Genomic DNA, 20780 nt, shown 5'->3' on the forward strand with positions numbered 1-20780 from the left:
ATTATTTTTTCAATTTGGTAGTAATTGATAGAAGTTGAATTTGAAGTGAAAAGTGTAAATAACTTGTAAATGCACAATTGTGAATACGTATGCAAATTGTTGTTGGCTAGGCGTTTCTACGACTAATATTCAAGCAACTGCACACACAGTGTGTTTATTTTTTCATCGGGCTTAAAGCCCTAAACGAAAATTAAAAACTACAATTTTGCGTACACGCAAGGGGATATACACATGAAACAATTCAAGCCTAATTTACTGACTTTGGCGCTAATGTCGAGCGGTATTACATTTGGTGGACAAGTCGTTGCTCAAGACGAAGTAGCTGCAGATGACGATGTTGAAGTTATCGAAGTTTCTGGTTTCCGTCGCAGCCTTATTGAATCGATAAATCAAAAACGCTATTCAGACACCGTTGTCGAGTCAATCTCTGCAGATGATTTAGGTGCATTACCCGATGTTTCTATCGGTGAAGCGTTGGCTCGTTTACCAGGTGTAACAGCTGTTCGTACTGGTGGTCAAGCAGGTGCGCTTAATATTCGTGGTATGTCTGGTGACATGGTTTACACCACATTAAATGGCCGTGAACAGGTATCGACTAGTGGTTCTCGTTCAGTTGAATTCGAACAATATCCATCAGAGTTAATTACTTCGGCAGCTGTCTACAAATCTCCAAAAGCATCTTTAATTGAAGGTGGTGTTGCTGGTACTGTTGAAATGACAACCGTTAGCCCCCTATCAATTTCAGATGAATCTCGTTTAAATGTAAACGTTCGTGGTAGTTATAACGACAGAGCTGGCGAAGTGAGTGACGCAAACGAATTTGGTCATCGCTTAAGTGTTTCTTACCAACGCAAGTTTATGGACGATACCTTAGGTGTCGCTCTTGGCTTTTCCCGTTTATTCCAACCCGATGTTCAAACTCAGTTCATTGGTTTGCAATACTATGCAACAGATACAGATTTAACCAATGATGGTCAACCAAATGAACACGCCATTTCAGAAGGTATGGAACTCCAACATAAAGGTGGTGAAGAAACTCGTGATGGTTTCTTAGCGACAGTTGAGTGGGCTCCTAGCGATACATTTAAACTAAAAGCTGATGCATTCCATTCTACTTTTGAATCTAAAGCCTTTGCCCGTGGTTTCCGTATTAAGGATTTCACTGGTAACGAAGGTGGTATTCGTATTAGCGCTGGTGATTTAGAAAATCCAATTTTTATTAATGATTCGTTGATTGGCGGCACGATTAAGGCGACAGATACTAACCGTTGGAATGTTCAAACCGTAAACGATAACAATACCGAAGACGAGTCTTTGACAAGTATCGGCATTAACGCAGAGTGGATTTTAGATGACTTAACGATTACAGCTGATTTTGCTCATTCATCTGCGACCAGTGATTTTGTTAATGGCGTGAACTGGACTCTAATGGCAAAAGATGCAAATGCAGCTAGCCCTGAGTTAGTTGACGACCATACAATTACGTACAGATTAAATGCGTTAAACCTTCCTACAATATCGTTAAATAAAGATTATACGAATATTTCTGGCGCTAATGCACTTATGATGAGTAAGTATGGTACTTATCCATACGACTATGAAGATGAAAGTACGGCATTCAAGTTAGACGCAAAATATCAGTTGGATGGAGAGTTTATCTCATCAGTTGAAGCGGGTGTTAGAATGTCAGAGCGTCATTATCGCGCTGATCGCTCTGTATTTGAATATGGAAGCGACTGGGGATTTCGAGATGATGAAAAACCTTTAAAATTAACTGATGATATGGTCAAGGTTGTTGACTGGGAAGGTGATTTTAGTCATTTCCCAAGTTATATAGCAATTGATTTAGATAAAGCACTGCCTGCATGGTTTGACGCTCAAAATATTGATGCTACGCCTAAGAAGCGTTGGGCAAATGATTGGACTATGATCCAAAGTGGTGATGTATATGAAGATGTACTAGCTGCCTACGCTCAAGCTAATTTGGATTTTGACGTAGGTATTCCTGTAACGGGTAATATTGGCGTTCGTGTTGTTCAAACAGATCAGTATTCTGATGGTTTACAAAATGTGCAAGGTGATACTGCTGCTGGCGCGACTTGTATTAAAGATGAAACTGGCGCTGAAAATTGTAGCTTTGCTCATAAACGCGTAGGTAAAGATTTCACTGATGTATTGCCATCAATAAACTTAAATTTCCAAATTTCTGAGCAAGAGCAATTACGTGTAGCTGCTGCAAAAGTCATGGCTAGAGCACCAATTGATCAGCTAAAAGCGGGTATAGGTTCTTGGTACGACGGTGCGCCAAATGCTGATGGTAAAGCTGTGTTTAATGCATGGGGTGATACCAGCCCATTACTAGACCCTTTCTATGCTACGCAATTAGATATTTCTTATGAGCGTTATTTTGAAGAAACTGAAGGTGCTTTTGTTGCAGCGGTCTTCTATAAAAATATTGAGTCGTTCGTTGAGAAACAATCACTTAGTAATTATGACTTTGAAGGTAATGGTTGGGATATTCCAGATTCTTACACATTAGATGGTGAAACGACACCTCGAGAAGTAGCAGGTGGTACTTTTAATACTGCAGTTAACAATGACAACGGTGGATACATTCGCGGTCTTGAATTAGCATATACGCAAACTTTTAGTTTTTTACCTGAGCCATTCTCTGGATTAGGTGTCAATATGAGCTATGCATATACAGAGAGTGAAATTGAGCAAGAAGGGATTTCAGGCTCTGGTAAAGAAAGTGCAAAAGCTAATTTGGAAGGTTTATCACCACACGTATTCAGCGGTACTTTGTATTACAACAACGGCGGTTTTGATACACGGGTTAACTTACGCTATGTAGACGACTTTGTTGGTGACCAAGTTGCTGAAGACGCGCAGTTAGTTTTCTATGCAAGTGAAACTGTTATTGATTACCAAGCGTCGTACCAATTTAATGATAATCTTAAAGGTTTGTTCCAAATTACTAACATTACTGATGAACCAACGCGTACCTATTTTGGTAGCAAAAACCTAACCGGTACTATTCAACACTTTGGTAGAACCGTGTTCATGGGTATTAACTACTCAATGTAATAAATTGTAAATATTACTTTAAAAACAGCCACCTATAGGGTGGCTGTTTTTTTGATGTTTATTTGCAACATCTCTATTCATGATCCACGCTTAAGTTAAATCTCTAGGAGCGAACATGAACCCCAATACAAATACTCAAAGACATATTTTAATACTGGGTGGCGGTACCGCAGGCTGGATGGCTGCTAATTTAATGGCGGTTAAGTGGCGAGATTACCCCAATATTAAGATATCGTTAATGGAATCTCCTCAGATTGGTATTATTGGAGTAGGCGAAGGTTCAACGCCACAGTTACGTGCTTTTTTTAATTCTATTGATGTAGAAGAGTCGCAATGGATGAAACGCTGTAACGCGACTTATAAAGTGGGTATTACTTTCGCTAATTGGTCTACCAAACCGGGTTTTACCAGCTATTTTCATCCCTTTTACTCTCAAGTTGATAGCTATGTTGCATCGACCTTTAAGCAGAATACTTATTTTCGTCGAAAAGGTGCCAATGTTGAAGCTTTACCGGATCACTATTTTTTAGGCACTTATATTGCACAGCAAGCGTTGTCTCCAAAAGCTGATCACAATTTTCCGTTTGATGTTCATTATGGCTATCATTTTGATTCGCATCTTTTAGGTGAGTTTCTAAAAGAACTGGCTATATCGCGCGGCGTTAATTATATCGAAGGTAAAGTAAATCATGTAGAGCTGGCCAATAATGGCGATATTCATAGCTTGCTGACGGAAGAAGGCCAGCAAATACAAGCTGATTTCTTTGTTGATAGTAGTGGTTTTCGCAGCGTCTTATTACAGCAAGCGCTTAAAGTGCCTTTTAAGAAGTTTAATGAAAATTTATTTAATGATTCAGCCGTCGTACTGCCAACCGAGAAACATAAACAGTTACAAACCCAAACAGTATCAACCGCGCTTAAATATGGCTGGACATGGGATATTCCTCTAACTAATCGAACCGGTAACGGCTACGTCTATGATTCTAATTTTTGTAGTGCTCAGCAAGCAGAACAAGAGCTGAGGGAAAAACTGAATCTTGTCGAATCTGATGTAGAGGCGCGGCATTTAAAAATGAAAGTTGGCCGTGTTGAAAAGCATTGGAGCCGGAATTGTGTGGCGATTGGTCTAGCACAAGGCTTTATTGAGCCTCTTGAGGCAACCGCACTTGATATCGTACAAGACACGGTTTTGAATTTTATGGCAGCTTATCAATCAGGTAATTTTACTGACAAAAATCGCGATATGTTCAATGAAAGGGTAAATAAACGCTTTGAAGGCGTTAGAGATTATATTGTCGCGCACTATGCAATGAACTCTAGAGACGATACCGAATATTGGATAGCTAACCGAGAACATAAAAACTGGTCTAATGCCTTGTCTACAGCTGTGCAATGCTGGAATAGCTGTGGAGATATGCAAAAAGCGCTAGAAGATCAGGCCATCAGTGATTATTTTCCGGAAATTTCATGGTACTGCTTAATGGCTGGCTATGGCTGCTTCCCCGATAAAGTGATAACACGCCATGATTTACCTGCGCAAAAATATTCCTTTTCTCAGGTTAAAGAATTTATGAATAGTTGTGCAATTAACCATAAAAGCCACTTAGATGAACTTGCGAATATTTAAAAGGGAAAGGACAACATTATGAAGAAAGTAATCACAATAGTCGGCGGAGGGACGGCAGGATGGATGGCTGCCACACTGATTAATAAAGTATTGAATGAAGAAAATATTCAAGTTCAGGTTAATTTAGTTGAGTCTCCCGAAATAAGTACAATAGGTGTGGGAGAAGGTTCAACACCGCAGTTGAAAAATTTTTTCCAACAATTGGGCATTGCCGAATATGAATGGATGAAGTGTTGCCAAGCAACCTATAAGTTAGGCATTAAGTTTTCGGGTTGGTCTAGTAGAGCCGAAAGCGACAGTTATTTTCATCCTTTTATTAGTCAAGTTGATGATCAAACGGCACCAGCATTTTTTTTTAATTCACAAATGCGGCGTAAGGGGGCAGATGTAATAGGACACCCTGATACTTTTTTCTTAAATAGTTATCTTGCCAAGCAAGGATTATCCCCCATAGCTAGGAATAATTTTCCTTTTGAAACTGCATATGGTTACCATTTTGATGCTGGCTTGCTAGGACAATTTTTAAGAGATTACGCGGTTAAAAACGCTATAAAACATATTCAAACAAAAGTAGAAAACGTTCATTTAGCTCATGATGGCAGTATAGCTTACCTTGAAACGACAAAAGGAGAACTGCAATCTGATATATTTATTGATTGTACTGGTTTTAATGGTTTGCTTATTCAAAAAGCATTAAAAGTTCCGTTTATAGATTTTTCAGATAATTTATTTAATGATTCGGCAGTCGTTTTACCTACCGAATCATTAGAAAAAAAGCCAACTTATACAGGCGCAAGTACCCTTAAGAATGGCTGGTTATGGTCTATACCGTTGCGAAACAGAACGGGCTCTGGTTACGTTTACAGCAGTCAATTTACTGATTCAGATTTAGCGGAAACTGAATTAAGAAATAGCCTGGGATTAATCGACTCAGAAATAGAAGCTCGTCACATTAAAATGAAAGTAGGGCGCATTCAATCTCATTGGTATAAAAATTGTTTGGCAGTTGGGCTTTCTCAAGGCTTTATAGAGCCACTAGAAGCGACTGCGTTGCACTTAGTACAAGAAACGATTCAAAATTTTTGTGCAGCCTATAAAGCTGGTAATTACACTAATCAACACCAATCTCGTTTTAATCAAGTGATAAACAATAGGTTTGAAGGCATTAGAGATTATATTGTTGCGCATTATCGTGTTAACTCACGAAATGATAGTGAGTATTGGCGAGCCAATGCTAACAACAACCATCTTTCCAATAATTTGGTGCAAATATTACAAACTTGGATGGCCGGCGACAATATAACGCAGGTATTGGAACAGCTGAAATTAAGTCAATATTACGCATCTTATTCTTGGCATTGCCTTCTTGCTGGCTACGGAATTTATCCGGATAGTTCTCAATTATTAGCGCCAAACGAAGAAGCAAGTCAACACAATATAGATGAAATTAAAGACTTTATTACTCGATGTTCAATGAACTTCTTGGAGCATCAAGAAGCGTTGGATTTGTCCTAAACGTTAACCTATTCTTAACTGGCCTAACTTTAGTCTACTGTAACTATTTATTAGGCCAGCCCACAAATTAAAATGAATAAACTAAGCTTTTATCTTCGTATCACGCTTGCAATAAGTACTCTAGTAGTCATGCTTGGGTGTGACTCTACAAAAATCAAAGAAAAAACTAACTTAGATAACAAATTAGTTCAAACTGAGAAAATGTTGTACTTAAGAGGCGCTTTTAACGGCTGGGGAACGGCTAATCCTTTTCAAGCATTAAGTGCTAATCAATATCGTACGGAAATCGAAGTGACGCCGGGTAATTTTGGTTTTAAGGTGGCAACGGCTGACTGGTCGCAAGAGTGGGTAGTGAATCCTGACGCGATTGAAATAATTATGCTCGGTAAGGCGTATACGCTGCAACAACACAAAGCGCCGGAAGATGCACTGTTTACCGCGCAAGCAGGGCGTTTTGAATTTATATTGGATTTCAACCATGCTGATAAACCCAGCTTGGTGGTGAATAAAGTTGTGCGTGATAGTGGTAAACAAAAAGATCCCCATCAAGGCCGAACAGAGACCTTATCTGTCGATTACCGCACGTTCGATAATAAAATACACAGTGTGGTTTATTCCGTTGCCGACAAACAGGCGCCATTACGACAGTTTGCCCAATCTACAACTGCGGTATTACGAGACATTGGCCCTCCATATGCTGAATATAGTGAATTAGCCGATTTCCCTCGTGTGTCTACTGGTAATCTTGAGTTTGATGCATTGTTCGCATTAGCGATCAATGAAATGACTTATTTAAGCGTGGCGCAAATTAACGACGGTAATTACAACGCTGGAAAAAGTATCGACTGTGACTGTTTTAAAACCGGTGAAAAATGGGCTTATGTTTGGACGCGTGACTTGGCATATGCTGCAGACTTAAACTTAGCTTTACTCGATCCGCAACGTGTTGTTAATTCGTTAAAATTTAAAACGTCTGAATTTCGTAAAGATAACAAGGTTGCATCAAGCGTTTATGGCAAAGATGGCTTACAGATTATCCAAGATACTGGCAGTGGTGGCAGTTGGCCTATTAGTACCGACAGAGTCACTTGGGCTTTTGGCGCAGAGCGCGTATTAAATTCGTTAGCGGGTGACGCACGTCAGGCGTTTGTTTTACATGCGTTTGATGCTTTGCGCAATACGATTGAAAACGACAGAGTCGCTGCTTTTGATCCTATTGATGGCTTATACACTGGCGAACAATCTTTCTTAGATTGGCGTGAGCAAACCTATGCTACGTGGATAGTGGATGACTTAACGTACATGGCTAGTAGTAAAGCGCTTTCGACCAATGTTGCACATTATCAAGCAATCAAATTAACCGCAGCATTGGCTGAGGAATTAAACCAGCCACATTTAGCCAACAAATATACAACTTGGGCTAAAGCATTAAAGGTGGCGATTAACCAAAAGCTATGGATCAAAGAACAAGGATTATATAGCAGTTTAACGGCAGGGCATTTTGCTGGTTTACCGTTAAACAAGTTTGACTGGCTAGGGCAGTCACTTGCAATCATGACAGGTATTGCCGAACCGCAACAGGCAACAAAAATTTTGTCGTCTTATCCTCATGGTCCTATGGGTGCGCCTGTGATTTTTCCTCAGCAGCCTAATATCCCAGTTTACCATAACCGTGCTTTATGGCCGTTTGTTACTGCCTATGGCTTAAGTGCTGCAACCAAAGCCAAGCATGTTGCGGCAGCGGATGAAGCGTATAAAACCCTAATCAGAGGTGCTGCGTTAAACCTATCAAATATGGAAAACTTGGAATGGCTGTCTGGCCAAGCCATGTGGTTGCAAATGGATATACCAGCTGAATCGGGTCCTGTCATTAATTCAAAATACCAATTGTGGTCGGTTGCCGCGTATTTAAATTTAGTGATAGATAATGTATTTGGATTGAAACAAGAAAAAAACAAACTCAAGTTTGAACCTTTTATCACTCAGTACCTCGCTAATCGATTTTTCCAGCAAGCTAAGCAAATTCAGTTAACCAACCTTTCATACAAAGGCAAGACACTCGATATTACGATTAAGCTGCCGACTCAAAAATTAGACGATAAAGAGGCTGGTTATTATTCGATTCAACAGGTGACATTAAACGGGGTTAAGCGTGATGGTTATATTGAAGAGGGGTCACTGCTTGCCAGTAATGAAATTGTTATCACGTTAGGGCAACTCATTGCGAGCAGTGATAGCGTGACTTTAGTAAATGCTTTGCCCGGTGAGCATACGCCTAAGGTTTATGCCCCATTAGAGCCGAGCTTAAAATTGCTATCTGATACATCAAAGGATGGAACAAAAACATTAGAAGTGATTGTTAGAGATGATTATGCGGATAATTCGAATCGTCTTCATTCCAGTGATCTTAAATTAACCTTATATAGAAACGGTCGCAAAACTATTGAAGATCAGTCGATAGCGATAACAACACAAGCTAAGCGCAATCTAGTTGATGTCAAATATATTGTCGGAGAAGCGAATTGTTATAGCGCAACAATAGTGAATCAATTTGGCAATCATTCACACCAAAGCTATCCCATTTGTGTTGATGTTTATCAAGAAATAAATGTGGATGATCGCCGTTTTACATCGAATAAATCAGTTCAGCAGCCAAATAGTAATCAACCTTATCATTATGTGGCGAGCTGGGGCGCTGTTGATGATTCAGCGGCATTTAATGACATAACAATCGACAATCAAAGCCATGTTGCTTTTCAGTTAGCTTATCACAATGATAAACATGTAATAGGTCAGGGCATAACCAGTGGTGTCAAACGCTTAGTTATGCGTGATGCTAAAGGAACAATTGTCAGTGAAGGGGTTGTGCAATTACCACACGGCAAAGCAAAACAGGGATTAAAACCTAAGCTTTATTCAACACCGATACAGGCATTTTTACCGGCTGGGGTCTATAGTATTGAAGTGCAAGACTTTTTTAATATGAGTTATCTAACAAAAAATCAAACTTTTACATCGGCTGGTGGTTTAACCGGTGCTGAAAACCAGTTTGATTTGATTGGTTTAAAGATAAGCCCAAGCTTTTAGTAGGTGCTGTTTCCAGAAAGAAATGATCAGTTGAAAACACAATGTAAGCTAGAAAAACCGAACCAGTGTAGGTCGCCGTGCGCTGTTCCAGACGCTTATCGGCATTCCCTACATCCATGTAGGTCGCCGTGCGCTGTTCCAGACGCTTATCGGCATTCCCTACATCCATGTAGGTCGAAATTTATTTCGAAAATAGCAGCGGTGCTGCTACAAACTTAGTATACAGGTTCGACCTTGGCTTAGTTTTGTAACCTTTGTCGAGGCACCAAAAGTAGGCGCTTTAAGCGAGCCTCGATCCAATGCCGTTAACTTAGGCTGACGTAGGTTGGCGCTGAGCTTGCGAAGCCCAACACAAGCCGCTTAATGGCATTGAGCCTCGACCTACACCAAACCGAATTAAAAATTATAAATAAATGAAAACGAGTATGTTCAACACCTTTGTAGCCAATTATCAGCGAGTATTAGTATTTATAATTAGCATATTGATGGCGTTCGCTATTAGCGTACAGGCGGCTGATTATCAAAGTCATCAATTACAAAATAACCAACTCACCATTGTCACTAGCCAAGGTAAGGTGTCCATCTCTGCGGTAGTTGAAGGCGCGCTAGAAGTGCATTATCAGCACGATAATGTAAAACAATTACCTTCCTATTCATTATTGCCAGCTAAAACCCATTTTAAAACTAGAGTGGTGGAAAGAAGCGAAACCTTGCAATTTATCGCCCCCAATATACGCGCGGTAATCGAGAAATCACCTTTGCGAATGGCTTTTTATCAAAACGAAAAATTGTTAGTTGAAGAGGAGATTGGCTACTTCAATTTTCCCAGCTTAATGGGATTTCGCTTTAAGTTACAAGCGCAAGAAAAGCTACTAGGTACAGGCGAGCGGGTACTGGGTATGGATCGTCGTGGTCATCGCTTACCGCTATACAATAAAGCCCACTATGGTTATCAGACGCATTCTGAGCAAATGAATATCAGTTTGCCAGCAGTCATGTCGAGCAATAAATACATGCTGTTGTTTGATAATCCGGCTAAGGGCTGGATTGATCTGGGCAAAACCGAAAAGGATATTCTGCAATTTGAAGCGATTGGCGGGCGCAGTAGTTATGTTGTATTTGCCGGTAATAGCTATCCGCAATTAATCGATACCTATACGCAAGCCACGGGACGTCAGCCTTTACCACCGCGTTGGGTGTTTGGCAATTTTGCCTCACGATTTGGTTATCACACCGAGAGTGAAGCGCGAGGCGTAATCACTCGTTTTCGTGAGTTAAGTATTCCGGTTGATAGCATCATTTTCGACTTATTTTGGTTTGGTAAAGATATTCAAGGTCATATGGGAAATTTGGATTGGGATAGACAAGCATTTGCTAATCCAGAACAGATGATCCAAGACTTTAAACAGCAAGGGGTGAAAACCGTGCTAATTACCGAACCTTTTATATTAACCTCTTCGAAGAATTGGCTGAGTAGTGTGCGTGCCAATGCGTTAGCGAAAAACTTGGCGGGTAAGCCTAAAATTTTCAATTTTTATTTTGGTGAAACTGGTTTAGTCGATGTTTTTTCACAAAGCGGTCAAGATTGGTTCTGGTCAAAATACCAGCCTTTGCTTGATCAAGGAATAGCAGGTTGGTGGGGTGATTTAGGTGAACCAGAAGTGCATCCGCACGATACTATTCACCAAGCCGGCACCGCCGATGAAATCCATAACGCGTATGGCCACCAGTGGGCAAAAATGGTTTACGAGCGAACGTTAGCGGCTAAACCTAATCAAAGACCTTTTATTTTAATGCGCTCTGGTTTTAATGGCTCACAACGTTACGGCATGATGCCATGGACAGGTGATGTCAGCCGCTCATGGGGGGGCTTAAAGCCGCAACCTGAGCTAACCATGCAAATGGGACTATTAGGCTTAGCCTATACTCACTCTGATTTAGGTGGGTTTGCTGGCGGTGAAACTTTTGACAAAGAAATGTACATTCGCTGGTTGCAGTATGGTGTATTTCAACCTTTATATCGACCCCACGCACAGGAAGCAATAGCCCCCGAACCGGTTTTTCATGATCCACAAACACAAGATATTATCCGCGGTTATATTAACTTGCGCTACAAACTATTACCCTATAACTATAGTTTGGCTTATCAAAATTCGATGAGCGGTATGCCATTGATGCGGCCACTATTTTTTCAGAATGAAGCGAATTCGTCACTCATTGCCATAAAAGATAGTTTTATGTGGGGCGATGCCTTTTTAGTCAGCCCTGTCACTGAACCTGGAGTCACAACTCAAGCTTTATATTTACCTGGCGGTGTCTGGTTTGATTTTTGGACAGATAAAAAATTCACTGAATCAGGTGTACATTCTGTTCCTGTTTCTTTGCGTACTATACCGGTCATGGTTAAAGCGGGGTCGTTTGTGCCCATGTTAGGTCAAAAAGCCATTCAAACCACAGATGATTACAATCCGAAACAACTAACGGTTCATTATTATGCCGATCCTTCTGTGGCAGAATCTTCTTATCAAATGTTTGATGATGATGGCCAAACACCTAATACCATTGAAAATAAACAATATGAGCTAATTGATTTTACGGCTAAACAAGACGGTGAGGGATTGATTTTAGGTATTGATCCTAAAGGCTATCAATATACGGGAAAACCAGAGGCGCGCAGTATTAGGTTAGCGATCCATAATCCGATCCCAGCGAAACGTATCTTAATTGATGGAACGAAAACACGAGTTTACCAAGCAGGTCGAGACTTCGAGCAGGCGCTTGAAGGTGCTTATTACGATGCCAAGGCTAATATTTTAAACGTTAAAGTGGCTTGGCGATATCAACCATTAAGAGTGTTTGTATCGCGATACTAATCATGGTATTAGCCTTAGTATCAATGGCAGTCATCGCTTAGGGTTAATGACTTAGGCGTAGTGGTTTATAAATAGCGGCTTAGAAATAGCGCTTTAGCGCCAAGTCGAAACGACTAACCTTAAGCACTATTTCTTGTTCGCTTGTATAAATACCAACTGACTAACGCGAGGGCGGCGAGTCCAAGCTCGTTACCATAGGGCACAACAGAAGGTAAATCAGCGATAAAAGCGGCATAAATCGCGATTACAACACCCATTAAGGCTTCGCCAGTAATTAAGCCCGAGGCTAATAGTATGCCTCCTTCACGGTTTTGTTGTAGTACTTTACCGCTGTTAGACGGACTTCGTTTAGCAACCCTATAAGCAATGACACCACCAATTAAAATAGGTAACGATAAGCCCATTGGTAGATAAATGCCAACGGCAACAGCAAGCACAGGCATACGGGAAGTCGCGTTAGTGCGTTTTAAAACCTCATCGACAAGGATTAATACGATAGCTAGCCCCATACCTAAATAGATAAATTGCCAATTGATCCCAGCACCAAAAATACCCGTCGCGAGGTCTTTCATTAAACTGGCTTGCGGAGCTGCTAAAAAGGTTTGGCTATTGGCGTCGAGGGCAGGGCGGCCAATGCCATAGCCGGCGTCTAAAATATTTAAAATGACAGGAATAATAAATGCCGCAGCAATGACGCCAATCACTTGATACAGCTGTTGTTTCCATGGCGTAGCGCCTAATAGGTGACCACATTTTAAATCTTGCATATTGTCACCGGCGATAGCCGCCGAGGAACATATCAGCCCAGCTAGGAAAATCACAGCGACAGGCCCTAATTTTGCTGCTACCCCCTCGTTGCCCATTAACTGTAATAATAACAAGGCGGAAATAATAACAGTGGCAATGGTGACGCCAGATACAGGGTTATTCGAACTGCCGACTAAACCTGCCATGTAACCTGCTACGGATGAAAATAAAAAACCTAAAACAAACATGACGAGTGTCATAACCCCAGCGATAAAGTTAGCATTGGAGTAATCATCTAGTGCGCTCTTGAATATAAAAAATAACGGAACAAGCGCCAATGTACTGGCAATAATCACATAGTTTATTGGGGTATCGAATTCAGTTCTGAGCGGCGATTTGGCGTGTTCATTAAAGCTCGCTTTGTATGCTGAAAATGAAGCCTTGATCCCTTCAGTTAACGGTTTTGCAAGGCAAATGAGTGACCATAGACCACCAATAATCATAGCGCCGACACCTATGCGGCGATTTTGCTCCCACGCTTCATAGGCAATAGCTTGAATTTGCTTTGCATCTAGGTTTGCAAGTTCGACGGAACTATCAACCCCAATTCCAGTCGCGATAAGAATAGCTTCACTGTTTAAATACCAGTTAAGCGGCACCCCAACTAGCGTACCAATCACCCCACCAAGAAAGACTAAAATAGCTATATTTAAGCCAATGATATAGCCAACGCCAATTAATGCGGGACTGATTGCTAAGCTACCCGATAGCACAATTGAATTACTCGCAAAGGCTTTTACACCTGATATCCAGCCAGATAACATGCCAAAGCCAGATTCGGCCAATTTGAATAATGCACCAATCCCAGCGGCTTGTAATAACGTGCGTAATCCTCGGCTGCTATCACTATTTTCTTGGTCAATTGGTATGTGGTTTTGGGTATTACCTGTTTTTAGAACTTCTGATGTAGCAACACCTTCTGGAAAGGTGAGTTTGGTTTTAACAATAAGTGCGTGACGTAACGGAATAGTAAATATTACCCCTAATATACCGCCAACAAGCGCAATGCTGACTAATGGCCAGTATTCATAACCGTGCCAATGGTGCATTAGCACAAGCGCAGGTAACGTAAAGATAATACCCGCCACCAACGATTCACCAGCCGAAGCCGATGTTTGCACCATATTGTTTTCAAGAATGTTAGAGCGTTTGAATAAGCGCAGCACACCCATAGATACCGCCGCAGCGGGGATAGAGGCTGAAACGGTTAAGCCAACCAGCAGGCCAATATAGGCATTAGCCGCTGCGAGCAACATACTTAGTGCAATACCGAGTACAACGCTTTTAATTGTTAATTCAGCTAAATTCTGATCAGCCGGTATAAGAGGTGGTGCTACCTGTTTGTTAATATCCATTCGTAAACAAGCACATAAGCCTAATGTAACGATGTGATTAGGTTAAAGTGAACTGAATATATTGCAATCAATTATGTCTAAATTGATTGCAATAATTGTTTAAACATTTTGTTTAAGGAAGATGCTAGAGTGAAAATGCAAGGGAATATGACTAGGGCAGTAAGGCATAAAAGCTGAAGACAATGAAAAGTTGGTCTATTAACGGTGTCGTTTAAAAGGAGTAGGCCATTGCCAGCCAATTAGCGCTTATTCAGCACGAGTGGCAATCAATGACCTAAACCATGTAGTGCTATTTTTTCAAGCTTGCTGGCAAGTGAGGTTGGATGACTTTTAAAGTTGCACCTGTCACTTTAGGGTTACCTGCAACAATATGACCAGTTGCCAAATAATTGTGACCACCTGCAATATCAGTGACTACGCCACCTGCTTCACGCACAATAAGTTCACCAGCGGCGATATCCCATGGGCTTAAACCAAGTTCCCAAAAACCGTCATAACGACCTGCGGCAACATAGGCTAAATCGAGTGCTGCTGAGCCACAGCGACGGAAATCTGCTGCTGTTTCAAATAGCGAAGATAAAATATTGAAGTGAACTTCAGTATATTGACGGGCTTTAAATGGAAAGCCTGTTGCGTAGATAGCGCCTTTAGTATCTTTGTTGTCTTTAACTCGAATACGATATTCGTCTAAACGCGCGCCTTTACCTTTTACTGCGGTAAATAGTTCGTCTTTGATTGGATCGTAAACAACAGCAACTTCGGCTTTACCTTTAACATGAAGTGCAATTGATACTGCAAAATGAGGAATGCCACGAATAAAGTTAGTCGTGCCATCTAAAGGATCAATAACCCATTGGTAATCGGATTGCTTACCCGTTTGCAATCCACCTTCTTCACCAACAAATGAGTGATCAGGATAAGATTGACGAATTGTCTCAATAATGGCCTTTTCAGCCTCTTGGTCGATATTAGTTACAAAATCGTTTTCTGATTTAGTTGCAGTTTTAACTAGATCAAGCTCTGAAAACCCACGAGCGATTATATTACCCGCTTTACGAGCCGCACGCACGGCGATCGTCAACATTGGATGCATGGTGTTATTAACCCTAATTGTAAAAAGAACTAGTGATAAATTTTTCGGACAAATTAGCCTAAAATCTTTACCACAAAATGAATCGGCGCGAATTATACAGTGAAAGGTGTTAACTCGCTAGATCATATTAATTTATTATGACAAACATAACTTGTGGTTACGCTAGGTTATTGTAGAATATGCGCCTTTTTTGAAGCGGTGCTGATTTACACTTTGAGTGTAATTATTTTGGATTTATCCATTTATAACAATAAGCACCTCTCTCAATGATAGACAGGCAAATAGACAGGACAGGTTTTAGCATGTTAGATAATGTTCGCGTTATTTTAGTTAATACTTCACACACAGGTAACATAGGTTCAACTGCTCGTGCTATGAAAACCATGGGACTCAGTGAGCTGTACTTAGTTGATCCTGTTTCAGAGCCTGACAGTAAAGCTTCAGCTTTGGCAGCTGGTGCGACTGATGTATTGGGCAATGCCAAAATTGTTAGCAGCTTAGATGAAGCGATTAATGATTGTAACTTGGTAATAGCAACCAGTGCACGTTCAAGAACATTAAGCTGGCCAGTTGTTTCACCGCGTGAAGCCGGTGAAAAACTGATTAATGAGGCGCAAACTGGCAAAGTTGCACTTATTTTTGGTCGAGAAAATAATGGCCTTTCTAATGATGAATTACAAAAGGCGCATTTTCATGCGGTTATTCCCGCTAATCCGGATTACTCGTCATTAAACTTAGCTGCTGCAGTACAAACATTATGTTACGAAGTGCGTGTTGCTCATTTAGCCTCGGTTGAACAAGGTCATCAACATACTGAAGAAGCGTATCCATTGGTTGAAGATTTAGAACGCTTTTATGGACATTTAGAGAATACCTTAGCTAAAACACATTTTATTGTCGCTAATCATCCTGGACAGGTGATGGCTAAACTTCGTCGCATGTTCAATCGGATCCGTCCTGATTCACAAGAATTAAATATCCTGCGTGGCATATTATCTTCAATCGATAAAGTAGCCAAAAAAGACTAATGGCAATAAATTTCGCCATGTGCGCACTAAAGTGTAAGGAATAAGCCATGTTTGAACGCTTAAAAGAAGATATTAATGCGGTATTTCATCGTGATCCAGCAGCACGTAATTTTTTCGAAGTACTGACCAATTATCCCGGTATGCATGCCATTTGGTGGCATAGACTTAGTCATTATTTGTATAAAAAAGACTTTAAATGGTTGGCGAGAACAGTTTCTAATTTAGCGCGATTATTGACCGGTGTTGAGATCCACCCTGGTGCACAAATTGGCCGCCGTTTTTTCATTGACCATGGCATGGGCATTGTAATTGGTGAAACAGCTGTCATTGGTGATGATGTCACCATTTACCACGGTGTTACGCTTGGTGGAACCAGTTGGAATGAAGGTAAGCGTCATCCGACTTTAGGTAATGGCGTGGTAATTGGTGCAGGCGCAAAAGTTTTAGGCCCGTTTAAAGTGGGTGATAATGCCAAAATAGGCTCAAATTCAGTTGTTGTAAAAGAAGTACCTGAAGGCGCGACTGTGGTCGGCATTCCAGCACGTATTGTCGCCAAAGATAAAGATGAAAAGCGCGAAGCAATAGCCAAAAAGTTAGGCTTTGATGCCTACGGTGTTAGCGCTAATAGCCAAGACCCTGTTGCAAAAGTTATTGGTAATTTGTTGGACCATGTTCACTCGATGGATAGCAAATTAGCAGAACTGTGTTCAGAGGTTAATCGCATGGGTGGTGACGTGTGCGATGAAAAATTACCAGATATTAAAGTAGAAAGCCCTGAGTTTATTAAAGCTGAGCAAGATGCAGCAGAAGAACGTAAGACAGAGCATGAAAGATTTGATCCGCAAATTTAAAACAGGCGTATAAGAGGATAATACCTGAGTAATTTACTAGGTTTTATACTTGACTGTTTTACTGGGTTATGTGAAAATTTATTACAGTTAAACCCTCGGAGAATCTGCATGAGACTTACTTCAAAAGGCCGTTACGCCGTAACAGCAATGCTTGATGTGGCATTGCATTCAAAGCAAGGCCCAGTTCCTTTAGCTGATATCTCAGAGCGTCAGGGAATTTCTCTTTCTTATCTTGAACAATTGTTTTCTCGGTTGCGTAAGCAAGGCCTAGTAACAAGCGTGCGCGGGCCCGGTGGTGGTTATCGCCTAGGTTACGAGCTTGATGATATATCAATTGGCAAAATTATTGTTGCAGTAGACGAATCAGTTGACGCAACCCGCTGTAGTGGCAATTCTGATTGTCAGGGTGGGGCTCGCTGTTTAACTCACAGTTTATGGACTGAGTTGAGTGATCGTATTGCAGCGTTTTTAAACGAAATTACACTTGACGAATTAGTCGCAAAGCAAGAAGTCAAAGAAGTTGCTGAGCGACAAAATCGTAAGAAAACTACACATTCGGCCTTTGCGTTAGGCAAAGCCTCGATTGACGAAATCGACTTAGACTTTCGAGTTTAGGCTCATACGGAGACATTAATGAAATTACCAATTTACTTCGACTATTCGGCAACGACGCCAGTGGACCCAAGAGTTGCAGAAAAAATGATGCAGTTCCTGACGATGGATGGTCAGTTTGGTAATCCTGCTTCACGTTCACACCGTTTTGGTTGGCAAGCAGAAGAAGCGGTAGATATTGCTCGTTCAAATGTAGCAGCATTAGTCAATGCTGATCCGCGTGAGATTGTTTGGACATCAGGTGCAACTGAATCTAACAACCTAGCCATCAAAGGTGCAGCTAATTTCTACAAGAAGAAAGGCAAGCACATCATTACCGTTAAAACTGAACACAAAGCCGTTTTAGATACTTGTCGTGAATTAGAGCGCGTTGGTTTTGAAGTGACTTACTTGGATGTTCAGCAAAACGGCTTAGTTGATTTAAACGCGTTAGAAAATGCTATCCGTGAAGACACTGTATTAATTAGTGTAATGCACGTTAATAACGAAATTGGTGTTATTCAAGATATCGCAGCGATTGGTGAGTTATGTCGTTCGCGTAAAATTGTATTCCATGTCGATGCAGCTCAATCAGCAGGTAAAGTTGAAATTGACTTACAAACATTGAAAGTTGATTTAATGTCGTTCTCAGCCCATAAAATTTATGGTCCTAAAGGTATTGGTGCTTTATACGTGCGTCGTAAACCACGTATTCGTCTTGAAGCACAAACCCATGGTGGTGGTCATGAGCGTGGTATGCGTTCAGGCACGTTACCAACTCACCAAATTGTCGGTATGGGTGAAGCTTTCCGTATTGCTAAAGAAGAAATGGCTGAAGAAAACGCACGTTTATTAGCTTTGCGTAACCGTTTATGGAACGGTGTTAAAGACATGGAAGAAGTCTACGTTAATGGCGATTTAGAGCAACGCGTTGCGGGTAACCTAAACATTAGTTTCAACTTTGTTGAAGGCGAGTCGTTAATTATGGCGTTGAAAGACATGGCGGTTTCTAGTGGCTCTGCTTGTACATCAGCCAGTTTAGAACCTTCATATGTTTTACGTGCTTTAGGTTTAGATGACGAACTTGCACATAGCTCAATTCGTTTTAGCTTTGGTCGTTTTTCAACTGAAGAAGAAGTCGATTACGCTGTTAAAGTGATTAATGAGTCAATTGGTAAACTACGTGAAATGTCGCCACTTTGGGACATGTTTAAAGATGGCGTAGATTTAAAAAGTGTTGAATGGGTTCACCACTAAGCCTTAATTAAGGCAATGGCAACGGATTGTTTTTAAAAGTTAATTTTCAATCAATTAATAATAGTTGATTGCGAGCTGATTCTTCAGCTCTTCCCAGCGAGGTATGTATCATGGCTTATAGCGACAAAGTTATTGACCATTACGAGAACCCAAGAAATGTAGGTTCTTTTGACAAAAACGATCCGAATGTAGCAACGGGTATGGTAGGCGCACCAGCTTGTGGTGACGTAATGAAATTACAACTTAAAGTGACTGACGAAGGTGTTATTGAAGACGCTAAGTTTAAAACTTACGGTTGTGGTTCAGCTATTGCTTCTAGCTCTTTAGTGACAGAATGGGTTAAGGGTAAAACCTTAGAACAAGCATCTGAAATTAAAAACACTGATATTGCAGAAGAGCTTGCGTTACCACCCGTTAAAATTCACTGCTCTATTTTAGCGGAAGACGCAATTAAAGCCGCTATTGAAGATTATAAAGCAAAGAATTAATTCATTAGCGGGCAATTTAATTGTCCGCTAAAATATCCATCCGAAATTTTCAGGAGAAGTTAAGTTAATGGCTGTCACCATCACTGAAGTCGCTGCCTCGCGAGTTAAAAGTTTTTTAGATAACCGTGGTTCAGGAATTGGCCTTCGTTTAGGTGTTAAAACCTCAGGCTGTTCAGGTATGGCGTACGTGTTGGAGTTTGTTGACGATCTGAATCCTGATGATGAAGTGTTTGAGCAATATAATGTTAAAATCATTGTTGATGCTAAATCACTATCATTTATTGATGGTACTGAACTTGACTTTGCTAAAGAGGGATTAAACGAAGGATTTAAGTTTAATAACCCTAATGTTAAAGATGAGTGTGGCTGCGGAGAAAGTTTTCACGTTTAGCCAACCACTGCATATTAATTATACTGCTACGCCTTCTATAGTCAAAGCGATCAGGTTTTAGGCGAAGCTGTCAAACTTCGAATCCCCTTGAGCATATGCTCTATTATGTGATTGGGGTGAGTAAGTGCAGACAATGAAGCATAAGGCCTGAGCGAGAAGACTAAATCGCTGTTTTATAAGGAAACTAAGTAATGAATTACTTCGAGCTGTTTAACATAGCTGAATCCTTTGCAGTTGATGTCGACGCTATTACACAAACCTATCGCGAATTACAAAAGCAATATCATCCTGACAAGTTTGCTACGGCAAACGATCAAGACAAGTTAGCCGTAGTTCAAAAATCTGCTGAAATAAACGACGCGTATACAACACTTAAGCATCCTGTATCACGAGCTGAGTATTTGTTAAAATTGCGCGGTTTAGATATTCAACACGAAACTCAAACATTACAAGACCCTAGTTTTCTCATGCAACAGATGGAATATCGTGAGCGTTTAGAAGACATAGCGGCTCTCGCGGAGCCTTTCGATGCAGTAGTGGAATTTGAGCAAGAGTTAGAATCTGAGATAGCTGGCTTTCAGCAAAAGCTTACAGGTTATATTGAAAGCAACGAAAATGAAGCTGCTGCCAATACCATACGCAAGCTAAAATTTATGTTCAAGCTTGTGGCTGAACTGGAACGTCTTGAAGACGAACAGTTAGCATTCTAATTTGCATTTTGTAACGCCAA

At 40.8% G+C, this 20780-nt stretch carries 14 protein-coding genes; 12 read left to right on the top strand and 2 right to left on the bottom strand.

The window, feature by feature from the left end:
- Nucleotides 1–231: 231 nt before the first annotated feature.
- From C2869_RS13930 to C2869_RS13950, 5 genes are all read left to right on the top strand, one after another.
- Nucleotides 232–3087, top strand: coding sequence for a TonB-dependent receptor (locus C2869_RS13930; protein ID WP_108603516.1), 2856 nt, complete (start codon nt 232–234; stop codon nt 3085–3087).
- Nucleotides 3088–3202: 115 nt separating this feature from the next.
- Nucleotides 3203–4714, top strand: a complete 1512-nt coding sequence (locus C2869_RS13935) for a tryptophan halogenase family protein (RefSeq protein WP_108603517.1) — start codon at nt 3203–3205, stop codon at nt 4712–4714.
- Nucleotides 4715–4732: 18 nt separating this feature from the next.
- Nucleotides 4733–6229 carry a tryptophan halogenase family protein gene (locus C2869_RS13940; protein WP_228710669.1) on the top strand — a complete coding sequence of 499 codons (1497 nt, stop codon included), beginning with the start codon at nt 4733–4735 and terminating at the stop codon, nt 6227–6229.
- A 201-nt stretch (nt 6230–6430) separates the two neighbouring features.
- Nucleotides 6431–9316: an alpha-L-rhamnosidase-related protein gene (locus C2869_RS13945; protein ID WP_159084177.1), complete on the top strand. Its 2886-nt coding sequence runs from the start codon at nt 6431–6433 to the stop codon at nt 9314–9316.
- Between the two features lie 425 nt (nt 9317–9741).
- Nucleotides 9742–12189, top strand: coding sequence for a glycoside hydrolase family 31 protein (locus C2869_RS13950; RefSeq protein WP_108603520.1), 2448 nt, complete (start codon nt 9742–9744; stop codon nt 12187–12189).
- Nucleotides 12190–12308: 119 nt separating this feature from the next.
- Here C2869_RS13950 and C2869_RS13955 read toward each other — a convergent pair whose 3' ends face one another.
- Entirely contained in the window at nt 12309–14351 is a 2043-nt protein-coding gene (locus C2869_RS13955; RefSeq protein ID WP_108603521.1) for an OPT family oligopeptide transporter, read from the bottom strand.
- A gap of 289 nt (nt 14352–14640) precedes the next feature.
- Nucleotides 14641–15444 (bottom strand): inositol-1-monophosphatase, encoded by an 804-nt coding sequence (gene suhB / locus C2869_RS13960; RefSeq protein WP_108603522.1) that lies wholly within the window; start codon nt 15442–15444, stop codon nt 14641–14643.
- A 302-nt stretch (nt 15445–15746) separates the two neighbouring features.
- On the opposite strand from suhB, the gene trmJ reads away from it, so the two are divergent.
- The 7 genes from trmJ to hscB all read left to right on the top strand — a co-directional run bounded on the left by trmJ (nt 15747) and on the right by hscB (nt 20760).
- Entirely contained in the window at nt 15747–16472 is a 726-nt protein-coding gene (trmJ, locus tag C2869_RS13965) for a tRNA (cytosine(32)/uridine(32)-2'-O)-methyltransferase TrmJ (RefSeq protein WP_108603523.1), read from the top strand.
- A gap of 47 nt (nt 16473–16519) precedes the next feature.
- Nucleotides 16520–17323, top strand: a complete 804-nt coding sequence (cysE, locus tag C2869_RS13970; RefSeq protein WP_108603524.1) for a serine O-acetyltransferase — start codon at nt 16520–16522, stop codon at nt 17321–17323.
- Nucleotides 17324–17431: 108 nt separating this feature from the next.
- Complete coding sequence (gene iscR / locus C2869_RS13975; RefSeq protein WP_108603525.1) at nt 17432–17938, top strand: Fe-S cluster assembly transcriptional regulator IscR; 507 nt, start codon at nt 17432–17434, stop codon at nt 17936–17938.
- Nucleotides 17939–17956: 18 nt separating this feature from the next.
- The gene (locus C2869_RS13980; protein ID WP_108603526.1) at nt 17957–19171 is read left to right on the top strand and encodes an IscS subfamily cysteine desulfurase; all 1215 of its coding nucleotides are present in this window, start codon (nt 17957–17959) and stop codon (nt 19169–19171) included.
- Between the two features lie 110 nt (nt 19172–19281).
- Nucleotides 19282–19659, top strand: a complete 378-nt coding sequence (iscU, locus tag C2869_RS13985; RefSeq protein ID WP_108603527.1) for a Fe-S cluster assembly scaffold IscU — start codon at nt 19282–19284, stop codon at nt 19657–19659.
- A gap of 67 nt (nt 19660–19726) precedes the next feature.
- Nucleotides 19727–20050, top strand: coding sequence for an iron-sulfur cluster assembly protein IscA (gene iscA / locus C2869_RS13990; protein WP_108603528.1), 324 nt, complete (start codon nt 19727–19729; stop codon nt 20048–20050).
- A gap of 191 nt (nt 20051–20241) precedes the next feature.
- Nucleotides 20242–20760 (top strand): co-chaperone HscB, encoded by a 519-nt coding sequence (gene hscB, locus C2869_RS13995; protein WP_108603529.1) that lies wholly within the window; start codon nt 20242–20244, stop codon nt 20758–20760.
- Nucleotides 20761–20780: the final 20 nt, after the last annotated feature.

The organism is Saccharobesus litoralis (genome assembly GCF_003063625.1).
Lineage (GTDB): Bacteria > Pseudomonadota > Gammaproteobacteria > Enterobacterales > Alteromonadaceae > Saccharobesus > Saccharobesus litoralis.